We start from the raw sequence: 16,578 nt of genomic DNA, 5'->3' as shown, positions 1-16,578 counted from the left end.
AAAGACAAAAAATTGTTTCTTTATTGTTTTCATTGCTCACCGCTCTTTCTTGTCAAGTTGTTATCTTTTCTTTAAAATTTCCCCTGTTTTCTGTGGCAATTGTAAATCCAGCTTCCGCCGCTGTTGTCACGGGAAAAATGGGGAACAGGGACACTATAAGAATGTGCGGAGTCCACATGGGAGAGTTTTTGGATGAGCAATGCGCCAGTTGATACCGGTCGCCGCAGATTTCTTACCTGGTCAACGGTTGCCGTTGGTGGGGTAGGAGCTGCGTTTACCGCAGTGCCGTTTATAAAGTCATGGAATCCGAGCGCCAAGGCCAAAGCAGCCGGTGCGCCGGTTGAAGTCGATATCAGCAAGTTGGAACCGGGTCAGCTCATCCGTGTCGAGTGGCGAGGCAAGCCTGTCTGGGTGGTGAAACGCACCAAACAGACGCTGGATGCCTTGGCCGCGCATGATGACAAGCTGCGGGATCCCTCATCTGAAGAGCCGCAGCAGCCTGACTATGCCCATAACGGGTACAGATCGATCAAGCCCGAAATTTTTGTCGCGGTCGGTATTTGCACCCACTTGGGGTGTTCACCTTCCTATCTGCCTGACAGCTTTGGCGAGCAGGTGCAGGGCGTTACGTCCGGCTTCTTCTGCCCGTGCCATGGCTCCAAGTTCGACATGGCCGGCCGTGTGTTCCAGGGGGTGCCTGCACCGCTGAACCTGGTCATTCCGCCCTATCAATTCATTAATGACACCACCATCCTGGTCGGTGCCGATGGCAAGGAGGCCTGACCATGTTGAGTAAACTGATGGGCTGGATCGATTATCGATTCCCGCTCACGGCCATGTACAACGACCACATGGCCAAGTATCCGGCACCGAAGAATCTGAACTTCTGGTACTTCTTCGGCTCGCTGGCCATGCTGGTGCTGGTCAACCAGATCATCACCGGGATCTGGCTGACCATGAACTACAACCCCTCTGCGGAAGGTGCGTTTGCGTCCGTGGAGTACATCATGCGTGATGTGGAGTACGGCTGGTTGCTGCGTTACATGCACTCAACCGGTGCGTCTGCATTCTTCATCGTGGTCTACATGCACATGTTCCGCGGCATGATCTATGGCTCTTATCAGAAGCCTCGTGAACTGCTGTGGATCTTCGGCATGCTGATCTTCCTGGTGCTGATGGCGGAAGCCTTTATGGGCTACTTGTTGCCCTGGGGCCAGATGTCATTCTGGGGTGCCCAGGTCATCATCTCGCTGTTTGGCGCCATTCCGGTCATCGGTGACGATCTGACCCTGTGGATCCGCGGTGACTACGTGATCTCCGGTGCGACCCTGAACCGCTTCTTCGCGCTGCACGTCATCGCGTTGCCGCTGGTGCTGGTGATGCTGGTTGCCATGCACATTCTGGCGTTGCACGAAGTGGGCTCCAACAACCCGGATGGTATCGACATCAAGAAGCACAAGGACGAAAACGGCTGGCCGCTGGATGCGGTGGCGTTCCACCCTTATTTCACCGTCAAGGACATGATCGGTGTGGCGGGCTTCCTGTTCTTCTTCTGCGCCATCATCTTCTTCAAGCCGGATATGTGGGGTTACTTCCTCGAGAAGCCGAACTTTGAAGTGGCCAACGGCCTGAAGACTCCTGCTCACATCGCGCCTGTGTGGTACTTCACCCCCTTCTACGCGATTCTGCGTGCGGTACCTGACAAGCTGCTTGGCGTCATCATGATGGGCCTCTCTATTGTGGTGTTGTTCCTGCTGCCTTGGCTGGATCGCTGCAAGGTGCGTTCTGTTCGCTATCGCAGCAAGCTGCACAAGCTTAACATCGCCCAGTTCGTGGTCTGCTTTATCATCCTGGGGGTGCTGGGTGTACTGCCGTCGACGCCGACCCTGACGCTGGTTGCCCAGATTTGTACCTTGGGTTATTTCGGTTTCTTCGTGCTGTTGTTCTTCTACAGCAAAAACGAACGCACCAAGCCGCTGCCGGAGAGGGTTACATTTAAATGAAAAAAATAATATTTGCAGTGCTGACCCTGCTGCCATCACTGGTGTTTGCCAATGCTGGGGCCGTGCATCTGGACAAAGCCAATTATGATCTGAGCGACAAGGCATCCCTGCAACGTGGAGCTGCCACCTTCATGAACTATTGTGCAGGCTGCCACTCTACCCAGTATCAACGCTACAACCGGGTTGCTGCCGATCTGGAGATCCCCGAGGAGCTGATGAAGGAGAACCTCATCTTCACCGGCGCCAAAGTGGGTGATCTGATGAAGAGCGCCATGTCCGAGAAGGATGCCGCCAAGTGGTTTGGTGCTCCCCCTCCGGATCTGACTCTGGTTGCCCGGGTACGTGGTGCGGACTGGATTTACACCTATCTGCGTTCTTTTTACGTGGATCCGACTCGTCCGTTTGGGGTGAATAATGTGGTGTTCCCGTCTGTGGGTATGCCTCATGTGCTGGAGCCGTTGCAGGGAACCCCCCGTGCCGAGTTCGTCACTCACACGGTCGATGGAGTCGAGACCCAGCAGGTTGTCAGCATCAAATCTGACGGTAATGGTGAAATGGATGACGAAGAGTATGATCAGACGGTACTGGATCTGGTAAACTTCTTGGTCTACTCGGCTGAACCGGTACAACAGGAGCGTGAACGCATGGGCTTCTGGGTGCTTGGTTTCATCGTGATCTTCTTCATCTTCACTGTGCTGTTGAAGAAGGAATTCTGGCGCGACGTTCACTAAGCGACCAGATACGGGTAATATAATGCACGGCAATGAAGACCAAGATGCTTCATTGCCGTTTCTGCTTTTTAATGACGGGAGGGTTCAATGGCTGTAGCTGCCAATAAGCGTTCGGTAATGACGCTGTTTTCCGGTGCCAACGATATGTTCAGCCATCAGGTGCGTATTGTCCTGGCGGAGAAGGGTGTTAGCGTGGATATCTGCCAGGTTGATCCAGCCAATCTGCCGGATGAGCTGGCCGAGCTGAACCCGTACAACTCTGTACCGACCCTGGTTGATCGTGAGCTGGCACTCTACACCTCGCGCATCATCATGGAGTATCTGGACGAGCGCTTCCCGCATCCGCCCCTGATGCCTGTTTACCCGGTTGCCCGTGGTAACAGCCGTCTGATGATGCACCGCATCGAGCTGGACTGGTACTCACTGGCCGACAAGATCATGGCCGGTACCGATGCTGAAGCGGCACGCAACGAACTGCGTGACAACCTGCTGGCCATCGCGCCGATCTTCGGTGAAATGCCCTATTTCATGAGCGAAGAGTTCGGTCTGGTGGATTGCTACATGGCACCGCTGCTGTGGCGTCTGCCGAGCCTTGGCATCGACCTGACCGGTCGTGGCGCCAAAGAGCTGAAGGCCTACATGGTTCGTCTGTTCGAGCGTGAGTCCTTCCAGGCTTCCCTGACCGAAGCCGAACGCGAGATCCGTGCTGGCGTATGAGCATGGAACCGACAATGACACCGAGCCGCCCGTACTTGTTACGGGCGTTCTTTGACTGGTTGCTGGACAACGATCTGACCCCTCATCTGGTGGTCAACGTCAACATTCCCCATGTGATGGTGCCGATGCAGTTTGCTCAGGACGGGCAAATTGTGCTGAATATCGCGCCCCGAGCCGTGATGCAATTTCACATGGATAACGAGGCTATCAGCTTCAGTGCTCGCTTTGGCGGGGTCTCCCAGCAGGTTTACATCCCGATGGCAGCCGTACTGGCTATTCATGCCCGGGAGAACGGCGTGGGCACCATGTTCCCGTCCGAGCCGGGTTACGATATCTGGCTTGAGCGGGCTGAAGCGCCGGTGGAGCCTGAGCCGGAACCACCGCGTCCAAGCGGTCGTCCGACCCTGAAGGTGATCAAATAAAAAACGCAGCCGATTGGCTGCGTTTTATTATGCCGCGTTGGCTTAGTTCTGGGCGAACTCGAAGGCCTTGATCACGCGCTTCACGCCGGTGACATGGCGGGCGATGTTGACTGCCTGCTCTCCCTCCTGGCGAGTCACCAGACCAATCAGGAACACCTCGCCGTTCTCGGTGACCACCTTGACCTTGGTGCTGTCGAAGTTCTTGGTGCCGAACATGTCGGCTTTCACCTTGGAGGTGATCCAGGAGTCATTGCTGCGAGTGGTGAAACTGGCAGGTTGGCCGATGCGCAATTCATTGTAGACGTGGCGCACCCCTTCGATGCGACTGACAATTTTGCCCGCCTCAATCTTGTAAACGTCAGAAGGTGTCTGTCCGACCAGCAGGACGCGGCCATTGTTGCTGTAGACGCTGATCTTGCTGGCTGCACTGAGGGGTTTGTTGTCGGCCAGCAGATTGGCCGCTTTCAGCTCGATGGTCTGGTCATCCCACTGCGCGCCCAGGGTTCGGCGATCGCCAGAGGCCTTGGCAGTCCCTGCGGCGCCGCCAACAACCAGGGCTGCGCAGCCTTGCAGCAGCAGGGTGCTAACCAGCAGACCGAGCAGGATAGTGTGCTTTTTCATGGTTTCAATCTTCCTGTTGCGGGAAAAGTGTCTGGTCGATGAGATCACACAGGCAGTGCAGGGTCAACAGGTTCACTTCCAGAATGCGAGGGCGACGGGCGGAGGGAACACGGATCTCCACATCGTTCGGGCCGAGCAGACCTGCCATTTCGCCACCGTCACCCCCGCTCAGCACCACTATGGTCATGTCGCGGGAGAGGGCAGCTTCGGCGGCCTTGATCAGGCTGCGGCTGTGGCCAGAGGTGGTGATGACCACCAGAATGTCACCAGGCTGGCCCAGCGCGCGGATCTGCTTGGCGTAGACCTCTTCAAAACCGTGGTCGGTGGCGATGGCGCTGATGGTTGCCATGTCCGGGGTCAGGGCCATGCCGGGCAGGGAGGGGCGCTGTGTCTCGTAGCAGTTGACCAGTTCGGAGATGAACAGTTGCGCCAGTGCGGCAGAAGGACCGTTACCGCATGCCAGCACCTTGTGGCCATTGAGCAGGCAGATGGTGATCATCTGGGCTGCAGTATGGATGGCATCCGGCAGCGCCTCGGCGGCGGCTATCTTGGTCTGGATGCTTTCGGTGTAGTTCTCTTTGATGCGGTCAGTCATAGGGTCCTCTTAAAATGCGTTCTGGATCCAGGCTGGCTGGTCGCCCTCGAACGCAATCACATCGAATCGGCAGGCCTGATTGGCCTCGTTGATGGCATGTTGCTTCAAATAGTGGCGCGCTGCCAGCATGATCTTGTGCTGTTTGCTGCGGGTGACCGAGCTGGCGGCCCCGCCATGGCTGCCGGTGGCCCGGTGGCGCACCTCAACAAACACCAGGGTCTGGCCCTGGTGCATGATGAGATCTATTTCACCGCCACGACAGCGGTAGTTGCGAGCTACCGGTTGCAGGCCCCGAGCCTGCAACCAGCGTTCAGCGACTTGTTCAAAGTGCTGTCCCTTGCTCGTTGGTGAGGGGAACAGGCTCGGCAACTGCTGGCGCATCCGTTTCCATAGTTCCTTCATTGGAGGGCTCCTCCAGCTGCTGAACGGCGTTCTCGTCGACCAGTTTGCCGTTCTGGTAAGTACCCCAGCTCAGCATCCGCACAATATTACCTTGGGCATCCACGCTCAGCTGACCGCTCATGCCGGCCTGCTGCATGCCGCCTACTTTGCGCATCTGTTGCAGATTTTCCGCCAGTGCAACGGCGTCATAGCCCATGGCAAACAGGCGCAGCAGGTCGCCCTGGGTCTGCGGCCAGAGCAGGGCGATCTGCTCGCGCTGTTTCTCGTAGCCGCCCAGCAGCAGCGGCATATCGGCGATATGCATGCCGTTGAGCTCGGAGGCGACCTCGGTTGCGGCGCTGTCGTAGCCACGGGAGCTGGTGTAGATGGGCAGGCTGCCCATCGGATTGACCGAGATATCAACGTAGGGCTTGATCATCCGGGTTTCGAGGCTGTTGGCCACCACATAAACGGCATCGATGCTGCGCGGTGCGGCATCAGAGAGTTGCACCACTTCACCAGCTCGGGCGGTAGAGCGGCCGCTCAGGGCATTCTTGACCATCCCCTGCACTTCGTTGCGGGCACCGAAGGTGGCAACGACCGGCTTATCCTGGCTCAGGGTGGCCCAGCTCTGCTCGAACGCCTTGATACTGCTGTAACCGATCCGACCCTGGGCGGCGATCAGCAGCGGTTTACGGTAGCCCTGGGTGTAAAGGTACTGGGCTGCCTGCGCGGCATCTGCGGCGGCAGAGAGGGAGAAGTAGTAGGTGGTGTCGTTGACGACCGGCTTGTCCAGCTCGTTGAGCGCCAGTACCGGCACGGTCGGATTGGCCTTGAGCAGCTCCTCGACACGATCTTTCAGCAGCGGGCCGATGATCATGTCTGCCCCTTCCTGAATCGCCTGCTTATAAAGATCGCCGGTCGACTTGCTCTGGGTGTCGTAGAAGTTCAGGGTGAATTGCCCCTGATTTTCCTTATAAGACATCAGCATACCGTTACGGATAGCGGCGCCCTGCGGCTCCAGATTGCCTGAGAGGGGCAGCAGCACAGCGATCTGTTGCACCGAGGTGCTGGCAGTAGCAGCCAGATCGCCCAATCCTGCCGGCATATCCTTCTGGGCTGGATGGTTGGGGAAGTCGCGCTTCCAGCCTGCCAGTTGGCGGGCCAGCAGGTTCGGCTGGGCGCCAAATTCGTTGACCAGTGCCGCCAGTCGCAACCAGCCGGTGGTCACATCAGGGGCCGGAGCCTCTTCCAGCGCCTGCAGGGTGGAGGGGGTCATGCTTTTGAGCAACGACCAGATTTGCTGATGGTTGGTCGCCTGCTCGCTCTGATTGAGGTAGGGCTCCAGTGCAATCAACGACTTGGCTGCGCCAAATTTGTTGTTGATGTCGAGCTGCAGCACCACGCGCTGGCGATACCAATCCTTCTGGGTATCGGCATCCAGCACCACCTCGGGTTTGCCTTCCAGCAGGATCAGCGCCTGATTAGCGTGGCCTTGCGCCAGCAACAGATGGGCTTGCAGCAGTTGCAACTGCGCCTTCTGAACGGGATCCTTGGCCTGCTTCTGCAATTGCTGGAACAGTGCCGAGGCCGGTTTGGCCTGGCCGAGCGCCAGATAGCTGCGTGCCGCCAGCATCTGCCAGGTAAAGGCCTCGGCCGGCTTGGCGGGGTCCACCTGCTCAAGATACCACTGGGCATTCTTGGTCAGATTGGAGAACGCAGAGGGCATGCCTGACGGCCCTGACGGTTGATTGGGCTCCGACGCACAGGCGGCGAGCAGTACTGCCGCGAGTATGATGCCGAAGAGTCGTGATACACTTAACTGCTTTGTAACCCGGTTCAAGTTCATTCCCCGACCAGTGTTGAAGTTCCCCATAGTGTAAACGGGCCAATATGGCGACACAATTGTCGGGGCACTCGGAGATCCCATGAGTGACATCCCAACCCTGTATATAGTCCCCACTCCGATCGGCAATCTGGCGGACATCACCCAGCGTGCATTGGACATTTTACGCAGTGTCGATCTGGTGGCAGCCGAAGATACCCGTCATACCGGTATCCTGCTCAGCCACTACCAAATCTCGGTGCCGACCTTCGCCCTGCACGATCACAACGAGCAGCAGAAAGCCGATGTGCTGATCGGCCGGATCAAAGAGGGCAAGAGTGTTGCGCTGGTCTCCGATGCCGGCACCCCGCTTATTAGCGACCCCGGTTATCACTTGGTCACCCGCTGTCGTGAAGCCGGGGTCAAAGTGGTGCCGCTGCCCGGTCCCTGTGCCGCCATTACCGCCCTGAGCGCGGCCGGTCTGCCCACCGATCGCTTTGCCTTTGAGGGCTTCCTGCCCGCCAAGAGCAAGGGGCGTGACGATCGCCTGCAAGCCGTTATTGAAGACACCCGCTCGCTGGTGTTCTACGAATCCCCGCGCCGTGTGCAGGATACAGTGGAAGCGATTGCTCGCATTCTCGGCGAGCGTCAGGTGGTGGTGTGCCGCGAGCTGACCAAGACCTTCGAGTCGATCCACGGTTTGCCAGCCTCTGAAATGCTGACCTGGCTTGGTGAGGATGACAACCGCTGCCGCGGCGAGATCGTGCTGGTCGTGGCTGGCGCCTCCAAAGAAGAAGAGGATCTGCCAGCCGAGGCGATCCGTACTCTGGGTCTGCTGGTGACCGAACTGCCACTGAAAAAAGCGGCTGCGCTGACCGCCGAGATCCACGGCGTGAAGAAGAATGCCCTCTATAAATACGGTCTCGAGCACTATTGAGTCGGTGGAATAGGCCGGCAGACTATTTTATGACCAGTGCGCTCCTCTCTATCTGCGAGCATTCAGCCTGTGAATGGGGACCAAAGCGCGATAAATGGCTGTAAACGGGAATTGCCGGTTTACCCCGTGCGTATCGCAAGGCTATAATCCGCGCCTCGGAGTTGGCTGGGCAATCGCTGCTTCGTCGTTGTGTCCCTCGGGACAGACGGGCGGAGGGGAGGAAAGTCCGGGCTTCACAGGGCAGGGTGCCAGGTAACGCCTGGGGGGCGTGAGCCTACGACCAGTGCAACAGAGAGCAGACCGCCGATGGCCCGCAAGGGATCAGGTAAGGGTGAAAGGGTGCGGTAAGAGCGCACCGCGCGACTGGCAACAGTTCGTGGCACGGTAAACTCCACCCGAAGCAAGACCAAATAGGCCCCTATTGGCGCGGCCCGCGTTGGGGGCGGGTAGGTTGCTTGAGCCAGCGAGCGATTGCTGGCCTAGAGGAATGATTGCTACCCGGGGCAACCCGGTACAGAACCCGGCTTACAGGCCGACTCCGACCTCATTCCGAAGAGCCCCGCGATTTATCGCGGGGCTCTTTTTTATGCATGAGAAAATATGGCTTCGTTGGCAAGATATTTTCGACCTTGTCATTTTGCATGAAAATATATGTTTTAAATCAATCGAATAGTTTTGTATTTGGCACGATGGCAGCGATAGATGGTGATAGAACCCAGGATGGTTGTTCGCACCCACATATTGTGTGTGTTCTCAGTTCATTCACTTATTTCAATTAATCACCAGAGTTTAACGCCAAATAACTTGTGGAAAATCAACCCACTCAATCCGCGGTATGCAATTACTGCGTCAATATGTTCCCTCTGTCCCATCTCCTTGCTTGAAAAGCCCCCTGCACGTCCTTAAACTTCAAGGTGGGGAAAAGTGGATCAAAGTGGTTTTTAGAGGGGCAATTTGCCTGCTCACTCACCTTCAGGGACTGCAATTTGTTGCGTGGCGCTCATGCCATCAGCCTGGACAGTAAAGGGCGGCTGGCAATTCCGACCAAATTCCGTGATTGGCTGCGCGATGAAAGCGACGGCCAGCTGGTCTGCACCATCGATATTGCCCATCCCTGTCTGCTGCTTTATCCCCTGAATGAATGGGAAGAGGTCGAGCGCAAGCTCAAGACTCTCTCCAGCATGAATCCGCAAGAGCGCCGTTTGCAGCGCCTGCTGCTGGGACATGCAACTGAGTGCGAGCTGGATGGCAATGGCCGTCTGCTGCTCAGTCAGCCACTGCGAAACCATGCGGGGCTGGACAAGAAAATCATGCTGGTGGGCCAGCTCAACAAGTTTGAGTTGTGGGATGAAGCCCGCTGGCAACAACAGGTCAATGACGACATCTTGGGTCTGCCCGGGGACGATTGGGCAAGCTCACCACGACTACAGGATTTCTCTTTATAAATGACCCAAGCCGCTGAACACATCACAGTGCTGCTGCACGAAGCCGTTGAAGGTCTGGCCATCAAGCCGGACGGTGTCTACGTCGACGGTACTTTTGGCCGTGGTGGTCATTCTCGTCTGATCCTGCAGCACCTTGGCCCCAATGGCCGCCTGATCGCCATCGACCGCGATCCCCAGGCTATCGCCGAAGCGGCCAAGATCCAGGATCCCCGTTTCGAGATCGTGCACGGCCCCTTCTCTGGCATCGCCTCCTATCTGGATGAGCGCGGTTTGCTGGGCAAGGTGGATGGCTTCCTGCTGGATCTGGGGGTCTCTTCACCCCAGCTGGATGATGCCGAGCGCGGCTTCAGCTTTATGAAAGATGGCCCTCTCGATATGCGGATGGACCCCACCTCCGGCCAGAGCGCTGCCGAGTGGCTGGCCAAGGCCGATGTGGATGATATCGCCTGGGTGCTGAAGACCTTCGGTGAGGAGCGTTTTGCCAAGAAGATCGCCCGCGCCATCGTGCATGACCGTGTGACCGAGCCTTATGTGCGTACCCGCCAACTGGCCGAGATGATTGCCCGGGTCAATCCGAGCAAGGAGAAGGGCAAGCATGCGGCAACCCGCAGTTTCCAGGCCATTCGCATCTATATCAACAGCGAGCTGGACGAGATCGAAACCGCGCTCAACGGTGCACTGGAAGTGCTGGCACCACATGGCCGTCTGTCAGTGATCAGCTTCCATTCGTTGGAAGACCGGTTGGTGAAGCATTTCATCCGCAAGCACGAGAAGGGGCCGGAAGTGCCTTACGGCATTCCGTTGACCGAGGCCCAGTTGGCAGGCGGTCGCAAATTGAAGTCGGTCGGCAAGGCGCTCAAGCCTTCTGATCATGAAGTATCTGAAAACAGCCGGTCACGCAGCTCGGTGCTGCGGGTTGCCGAACGGTTGGCGGAGTAAGCGATGAGCGAAGTGCGTGTTCATCTGGCCAAGGAGATCGTTGCCGATCTCTGGCGGCACAAGCTGCAGATTTTTCTGTCGGTCGCCGTGCTGGTGACCGCGTTTGCCGTGATCCTGGTGACCAACATGACCCGTGGTCTGACGGCCAAGCAGAACGATCTGATGGCGGAAGAGGATCGCCTCAATATCGAATGGCGCCACCTGCTGCTGGAGCAGGGCACCCTGGCTGAACACTCCCGGGTGGCGAGTCTGGCGATGGACAAGTTGCAGATGGGTCGTCCGCTGGTGACCACCGAGAAGGTAATTACCCAACCATGAAACGCAAGGCTACAGCCAAAGCTGCCAAAGCGAATGTCAAAGCGCCATCGATCTATCCGTGGCGCTTTCGCACGCTTGCGGTGTTTATCGGCATCGCGTTTGTGGGTCTGATCCTGCGTCTGGCCTGGATCCAGGTGATCAATCCGGATCGTCTGCGTCAGGAGGGTGACATGCGCTCCCTGCGTACAACCTCTACCCAGGCGGTGCGCGGTATGATCACCGATCGCAACGGCGAGCAGCTGGCGGTTTCTGTGCCGGTCGAAGCGGTCTGGGCCGATCCCAAGACGGTACACGAGTCCGGTGCCATCAATAATGAGCGAGCCTGGCTGGCGCTCTCCGCCGTGCTCAAGCTCGACATCAATACCCTCAAACACCGCATCGCCAACCCCAGCAAGCGTTTCGTCTATCTGCAGCGTCAGGTTACTCCTGCGGTGGCGGAATATATCAAGGGGCTCAAGCTGGGTGGCGTCTACCTGCGCCCTGAAGCACGCCGCTTCTACCCGACCGGCGAGATCAGCGCCCATCTGGTGGGGGTGACCAACATCGATGGCAGCGGTATTGAAGGAATCGAGCGCAGCTACAACGAGTGGTTGACGGCGACACCCGGCGAAATGCGGGTGCGCAAGGATCGTCAGGGGCGCGTCATCGAGCGGCTTGGCATCGTCAAAGAGGGCAAGAACGCCAACGATCTGCAGCTCAGTATCGATCAGCGGGTGCAGGCGCTGGCCTACCGTGCCCTCAAGCGGGCAACCGACGAGAACAAGGCTACCTCCGGCTCCATGGTGATGCTGGATATCAAGACCGGTGAAGTACTCGCCATGGTCAATACCCCCTCCTATAACCCGAACAACCGCGGCCAGTATCAGAGCTTCCGGGTACGCAACCGGGTGGTGACTGATACCTACGAGCCGGGTTCGACCGTCAAGCCATTGATTTTGCTCAGTGCCTTGCAGGCAGGTGTCACCAGCTGGAAAGATTTCATTCCCGGTGGTCCGCTCTTTATCGGTGCCAAGCAGATCAAGGACGTCAGTATCCACAAGGCGACCAACCTCTACGATATCCTGCGCTACTCCTCCAACATCGGTATGTCGCGCATCGCGCTGCGGATGCCGGCGCAGGAGATGATCAACACCCTCAGCATGTTCGGTTTCGGCATGGATACCGGCAGCGGGCTGATGGGCGAGAGTAGTGGCATGTTGCCCCAGCGTCGTCGCTGGTCCGATATCGAGCGAGCAACCCTCTCGTTCGGTTATGGTCTGCGAGTCACCCCGCTGCAGCTGGCTTCCGCCTATGCCACCCTGGCCAACAAGGGCAAACGGGTGCCGCTCTCCATTGTCAAGGTGACTACGCCGCCCAAGGGTGAGCAAGTTATTGATCACAACAACGCCGCTGCCATGTTGCAGGCGCTGGAGTACGTGGTCGACAACGCCATTCCAAAAGCCAAGATCCCGGGCTATCGGGTCGGTGGCAAGAGTGGTACCGCCAAGGTCGCCGTCGCCGGTGGCTATGGCAAGGATTACATGGCCTGGTTTGCCGGTTTCGCACCCGCCAGTGATCCCCGTTTCGTCATGGTGGTGGTGATCAACGAGCCAAAAGGCAGCGCCTATTATGGCGGCGCCGTGGCGACCCCACCGTTTGCAGAGGCCATGGGCGGGGTGCTGCAGCTCTTCAATATTCGTCCCGATGCGGTGCCGCCAGCGGTGCCCACCAAACTTGCCCGTACGGAGGCTTCTCTTGTCCCGCGCACTTGATGCATTACTGCGCCCCTTCGGTATCCAGGCGCCGGCGCTAACCCTGACCGATATCCAGCTGGATAGTCGGCGGGTTGGCCCCGGCTCGCTCTTCGTGGCCATTCGCGGTCATCAGGTGGATGGCAGACGGTTTATCGAACAGGCGGTGGCTCAAGGAGCAACCGCTGTTGTGTTTGAGGAGGATGGTGAATTTATCCCACCATCGACTCCGGTTCCCTGTATCGGGATGCGGGAGCTGCCCGCTCACCTCTCAGCACTCGCAGGTACCTTCTACGACCAGCCAGCGAACAAGCTGCAACTGGTGGGAATCACCGGCACCAATGGCAAGAGCACTACCGCTTTGCTGGTCGCCAACTGGCGCACCCTGCTGGGTGGCAAGGCGGGTGTGATGGGCACCATCGGCAACGGCCTGTTCGGCAATTTGATCGAAGCGGAAAACACCACCGGCAGCGCCGTGCAGGTGCAAGCCAATCTGGCTGCGCTGCAAGCGCAGGGGGCGGATCTGGTGGCGATGGAGGTCTCCAGCCACGGTCTGGTGCAGCATCGTGTTGCCGCACTGCCGTTTGCCGCTGCCGTTTTCACCAACCTGAGCCGGGATCACCTCGACTACCACGGCACCATGGAAGCCTATGGCGCGGCCAAAGAGCAGTTGCTGCAGTTGGTCGATGAGTCTAATGCGGTGATCAACCGCGATGACGAGCTGGGTGCCAAGTGGCTCGAAAAATACCCGGCAGCTGTGGCGTTCAGCGTTAATGGCCCGATTGAACACCATTTTGGCCGTCAATTAACGGCGCAGCAGCTCGATTTTCACCAGCAAGGTTTTCGCGCGCAGATTAACTCCAGCTGGGGGAATGGTGTATTATCCGCCCCCTTGCTCGGGCGCTTCAACGTCAGCAATGTGCTGGCCGCGATGGGTGTGATGCTGGTGCTCGGCTATGACTTCCACGAGCTGCTGGCGACAGCGCCTCAGTTGCAGCCGGTGACCGGTCGCATGGAGTGCTTTGGCGGTGGTGATACGCCGCTGGCGGTGGTCGATTACGCCCACACCCCGGACGCGCTGGAGAAGGCATTGCAGGCCCTGCGGGTGCACTGCACAGGCCAGCTCTGGTGCCTGGTCGGTTGTGGTGGCGACCGCGATCGCGGCAAGCGCCCCATGATGGCCGCCATGGCCGAGCAGTATGCGGATCGCGTGATCCTGACCGACGACAATCCCCGTACCGAGGAGCCGGCCCGGATCATGGCCGACATGGTGGCGGGTCTTCGCGATCCTGCTGCGGTGCAGGTGGAGCACGACCGGGTCAAGGCGATTGTGCTGGCCATTGGTCAGGCGAGCAAACAGGACATCATCCTGGTGGCTGGTAAGGGTCACGAGGATTATCAGATCATTGGAACCGACAAGCGGCACTACAGCGACCGGGAAACCGTCGCGGCCGCCTTGCACACATTATTGGAGTCATTCAAATGATGACCCTCAGGCTTGCCGAGCTGGCGCAGGTACTCGATGCCCGTCTGATTGGTAACGATGGCGAGATCACCGTCGTCAGTACCGACACCCGCACTCTGGGCGCGGGTGCCCTGTTCGTTGCCCTGCGCGGCGAGCGCTTCGATGCCCACGATTTTTGCGAACAGGCTGTTCAGGCAGGGGCCTCTGCCCTGCTGGTCGAGCGTGAGCTGCCGCTGGCCATCCCCCAGCTGGTGGTAGCCGACAGTCTGAAAGGACTGGGCCGACTCGGCAAACTGGTGCGCGAGCGTATCAACCCGAAAGTGCTGGCCATTACCGGCAGCTGCGGCAAGACCACGGTGAAGGAGATGGCAACCGCCATCCTGCGCAACGAAGGGGAAGTGCTGGCCACCGCTGGCAACTTCAACAACGAGGTGGGCGTGCCGCTCACCCTGCTGCGCCTCGAACCGCAACACAAGTTTGCGGTGATGGAGCTGGGTGCCAACCATCCGGGCGAAATCGCCTGGACTACTTCACTGGCCAAACCCGATGCCGCCATCATCAACAACGTGGCGGCGGCCCATCTGGAGGGCTTCGGCTCGCTGGAAGGGGTGTTCCACGCCAAGAGCGAAATCTTTGAGGGCTTGAGCGAGGGTGGCACCGCTATCGTCAATGCCGACAACGAATTCTGGCCGAAGTGGCGGGAACGCGGCATTCAGTGCGCCTTCTCCATCGACGATCAGAGCCAGCCGTTCCACGCGCGCAACCTTGTGCTCAACGAACAAGGCTGCGCCGAGTTCGTGATGGTGACCCCGCAGGGTGAGCTGAGCCTGACTCTGGCTATCCCGGGTCGCCACAACGTGGCCAATGCGTTGGCTGCCGCCGCGGGCTGTCTGGCCCTCGGCGCATCCCTCGCCTGTGTCAAGGCGGGGCTGGAACAGATGGCGCCGGTCAAGGGGCGCTTCTGCGTGCAGCGCTGGGGCGGTCTGACTCTGGTGGATGATACCTACAATGCCAGCGTGGAATCCGTGCTGGCGGGCATCGATGCCCTGACCGCCATGGGCGGCTTCAAGGTACTGGTGTTCGGTGATATGCGGGAACTGGGTGAGGAGTCTGCCGAGCAACACGCCCGGGTTGGCCGTCATGCCCGCGAGCGCGGTCTGGATGCCGTGCTGACAGTGGGGGAAGATAGTCGTCACACCGCAGATGCCGCGGCGGGACGACATTTCGATAACAAGGCGTCGTTGTTTGAAGTGCTTGCGCAAATGATAAATACACATCAGGAAATTTCGATTCTGGTCAAGGGGGCCCGTGGCTCCCGCATGGAAGATATCGTCGAGATGGTCAAAGGCCATCAGGAGTCAGCCACATGCTAGTCTGGCTGGCCGAACTGCTCACCCCGCACTTCACCTTCTTCAACGTCTTCTCCTACCTGACGTTTCGCGCCATCCTGTCGATCATCACCGGACTGGGGGTTGCCCTCTGGATGGGGCCACGACTGATCCGTCGCCTGCAGATCCTGAAATTCGGTCAGGTGATCCGCAACGACGGTCCCGAGTCCCACCTCAGCAAGCGGGGCACCCCGACTATGGGTGGCCTGATGATCATTGCTGCGATTTTCACGTCTGTGCTGCTCTGGTGCCGCCTCGACAACCCCTATGTCTGGCTGGTGCTGTTTGTGCTGGGAGCCTACGGTGCCATCGGTTTTGCCGACGACTACCTCAAGGTGGTGCGCAAGAATACTGACGGCCTGATCGCGCGCTGGAAGTATTTCTGGCAATCCGCGGTAGCGCTGGCGGTGGCTGTGTTCCTCTATGCGACTGCAACCCATGAGGGACAGACCCAGCTGGTGGTGCCTTTCCTCAAGGATGTGATGCCGCAGCTTGGCCTGATGTTTATCGTGCTGACCTACTTTGTCATCGTTGGCACCTCCAACGCGGTCAACCTGACCGACGGTCTCGACGGCCTGGCCATCATGCCGACCGTGATGGTGGCGGGGGGTTTTGCCCTGATCGCCTGGGCTACCGGTAACGTCAATTTTGCCAGCTACCTGCACATTCCCTACGTGCCCTATACCTCTGAGCTGGTGATCGTCTGTACTGCCATCGTCGGGGCGGGTCTTGGTTTCCTCTGGTTCAACACCTATCCGGCCCAGGTCTTTATGGGGGACGTCGGTTCCCTGGCGCTGGGCGGCGCGCTTGGCACCATCGCCGTGCTGGTCCGTCAGGAGTTCCTGTTGGTGATCATGGGCGGCGTCTTCGTGATGGAGACCGTCTCGGTGATCCTGCAGGTGGGTTCATACAAGCTGCGCGGCGTGCGGATCTTCCGCATGGCGCCGATCCATCACCACTACGAGAAGAAGGGCTGGCCGGAGCCGCGCGTTATCGTGCGCTTCTGGATCATCACCCTCGTGCTGGTGCTGCTGGGTCTTGCCACCCTGAAGGTGAGGTAA

17 protein-coding genes and 1 other RNA gene are annotated in these 16,578 nt (G+C 58.7%); 14 read left to right on the top strand and 4 right to left on the bottom strand.

All coding sequences use genetic code 11. From position 1 onward, the window contains the following. Positions 1–192 precede the first annotated feature (192 nt). The 5 genes from petA to LRL22_RS11020 all read left to right on the top strand — a co-directional run bounded on the left by petA (position 193) and on the right by LRL22_RS11020 (position 3,873). The gene (petA, locus tag LRL22_RS11040) at positions 193–783 is read left to right on the top strand and encodes a ubiquinol-cytochrome c reductase iron-sulfur subunit (protein ID WP_040068840.1); all 591 of its coding nucleotides are present in this window, start codon (positions 193–195) and stop codon (positions 781–783) included. Between the two features lie 2 nt (positions 784–785). Next, entirely contained in the window at positions 786–2,003 is a 1,218-nt protein-coding gene (locus tag LRL22_RS11035; RefSeq protein ID WP_040068842.1) for a cytochrome b, read from the top strand. After that, positions 2,000–2,734, top strand: coding sequence for a cytochrome c1 (locus tag LRL22_RS11030; protein ID WP_040068844.1), 735 nt, complete (start codon positions 2,000–2,002; stop codon positions 2,732–2,734). Before LRL22_RS11035 ends, LRL22_RS11030 begins: the two co-directional genes overlap by 4 nt. Positions 2,735–2,821: 87 nt before the next feature. Further along, positions 2,822–3,451: a stringent starvation protein SspA gene (gene sspA, locus LRL22_RS11025; protein WP_005336279.1), complete on the top strand. Its 630-nt coding sequence runs from the start codon at positions 2,822–2,824 to the stop codon at positions 3,449–3,451. Then, complete coding sequence (locus LRL22_RS11020) at positions 3,448–3,873, top strand: ClpXP protease specificity-enhancing factor (RefSeq protein WP_270905396.1); 426 nt, start codon at positions 3,448–3,450, stop codon at positions 3,871–3,873. The genes sspA and LRL22_RS11020 overlap by 4 nt, the downstream gene beginning before the upstream one ends. 42 nt (positions 3,874–3,915) lie before the next feature. On the opposite strand, the gene dolP is transcribed toward LRL22_RS11020, so the two are convergent. The 4 genes from dolP to LRL22_RS11000 are packed head-to-tail and all read right to left on the bottom strand — an operon-like array spanning position 3,916 to position 7,199. After that, a complete protein-coding gene (gene dolP, locus LRL22_RS11015) occupies positions 3,916–4,494 on the bottom strand; it encodes a division/outer membrane stress-associated lipid-binding lipoprotein (protein ID WP_005336277.1) in 579 nt (192 codons plus the stop codon). A 4-nt stretch (positions 4,495–4,498) separates the two neighbouring features. Then, complete coding sequence (locus LRL22_RS11010; protein WP_005336275.1) at positions 4,499–5,089, bottom strand: D-sedoheptulose-7-phosphate isomerase; 591 nt, start codon at positions 5,087–5,089, stop codon at positions 4,499–4,501. A gap of 9 nt (positions 5,090–5,098) precedes the next feature. Continuing rightward, positions 5,099–5,491 carry a YraN family protein gene (locus tag LRL22_RS11005; protein WP_270905395.1) on the bottom strand — a complete coding sequence of 131 codons (393 nt, stop codon included), beginning with the start codon at positions 5,489–5,491 and terminating at the stop codon, positions 5,099–5,101. Then, positions 5,412–7,199: a penicillin-binding protein activator gene (locus LRL22_RS11000; RefSeq protein ID WP_270905394.1), complete on the bottom strand. Its 1,788-nt coding sequence runs from the start codon at positions 7,197–7,199 to the stop codon at positions 5,412–5,414. Before LRL22_RS11000 ends, LRL22_RS11005 begins: the two co-directional genes overlap by 80 nt. Positions 7,200–7,398: 199 nt before the next feature. Between LRL22_RS11000 and rsmI the strand changes: the two genes are divergently transcribed. The 9 genes from rsmI to mraY all read left to right on the top strand — a co-directional run bounded on the left by rsmI (position 7,399) and on the right by mraY (position 16,578). Beyond that, positions 7,399–8,232, top strand: a complete 834-nt coding sequence (rsmI, locus tag LRL22_RS10995) for a 16S rRNA (cytidine(1402)-2'-O)-methyltransferase (protein WP_047438714.1) — start codon at positions 7,399–7,401, stop codon at positions 8,230–8,232. 157 nt (positions 8,233–8,389) lie between these two features. Beyond that, an RNA gene (rnpB, locus tag LRL22_RS10990) (RNase P RNA component class A) lies at positions 8,390–8,776 on the top strand. A gap of 442 nt (positions 8,777–9,218) precedes the next feature. Continuing rightward, positions 9,219–9,677, top strand: coding sequence for a division/cell wall cluster transcriptional repressor MraZ (mraZ, locus tag LRL22_RS10985; protein ID WP_013723406.1), 459 nt, complete (start codon positions 9,219–9,221; stop codon positions 9,675–9,677). Beyond that, positions 9,678–10,616 (top strand): 16S rRNA (cytosine(1402)-N(4))-methyltransferase RsmH, encoded by a 939-nt coding sequence (gene rsmH, locus LRL22_RS10980; protein WP_005336168.1) that lies wholly within the window; start codon positions 9,678–9,680, stop codon positions 10,614–10,616. Between the two features lie 3 nt (positions 10,617–10,619). Next, the gene (gene ftsL / locus LRL22_RS10975; RefSeq protein ID WP_005336166.1) at positions 10,620–10,934 is read left to right on the top strand and encodes a cell division protein FtsL; all 315 of its coding nucleotides are present in this window, start codon (positions 10,620–10,622) and stop codon (positions 10,932–10,934) included. Then, positions 10,931–12,685, top strand: a complete 1,755-nt coding sequence (locus LRL22_RS10970; RefSeq protein WP_005336163.1) for a peptidoglycan glycosyltransferase FtsI — start codon at positions 10,931–10,933, stop codon at positions 12,683–12,685. Before ftsL ends, LRL22_RS10970 begins: the two co-directional genes overlap by 4 nt. Continuing rightward, entirely contained in the window at positions 12,618–14,150 is a 1,533-nt protein-coding gene (murE, locus tag LRL22_RS10965; protein ID WP_270905393.1) for a UDP-N-acetylmuramoyl-L-alanyl-D-glutamate--2,6-diaminopimelate ligase, read from the top strand. The genes LRL22_RS10970 and murE overlap by 68 nt, the downstream gene beginning before the upstream one ends. Further along, positions 14,147–15,502 (top strand): UDP-N-acetylmuramoyl-tripeptide--D-alanyl-D-alanine ligase, encoded by a 1,356-nt coding sequence (locus LRL22_RS10960; RefSeq protein WP_270905392.1) that lies wholly within the window; start codon positions 14,147–14,149, stop codon positions 15,500–15,502. The genes murE and LRL22_RS10960 overlap by 4 nt, the downstream gene beginning before the upstream one ends. Beyond that, positions 15,496–16,578: a phospho-N-acetylmuramoyl-pentapeptide-transferase gene (mraY, locus tag LRL22_RS10955; RefSeq protein ID WP_005356635.1), complete on the top strand. Its 1,083-nt coding sequence runs from the start codon at positions 15,496–15,498 to the stop codon at positions 16,576–16,578. Before LRL22_RS10960 ends, mraY begins: the two co-directional genes overlap by 7 nt.

This window comes from Aeromonas sp. PI_26 (genome assembly GCF_027854445.1).
Classification (GTDB): domain Bacteria; phylum Pseudomonadota; class Gammaproteobacteria; order Enterobacterales; family Aeromonadaceae; genus Aeromonas; species Aeromonas veronii.
This window is presented reverse-complemented; position numbering and strand designations above follow the sequence as displayed.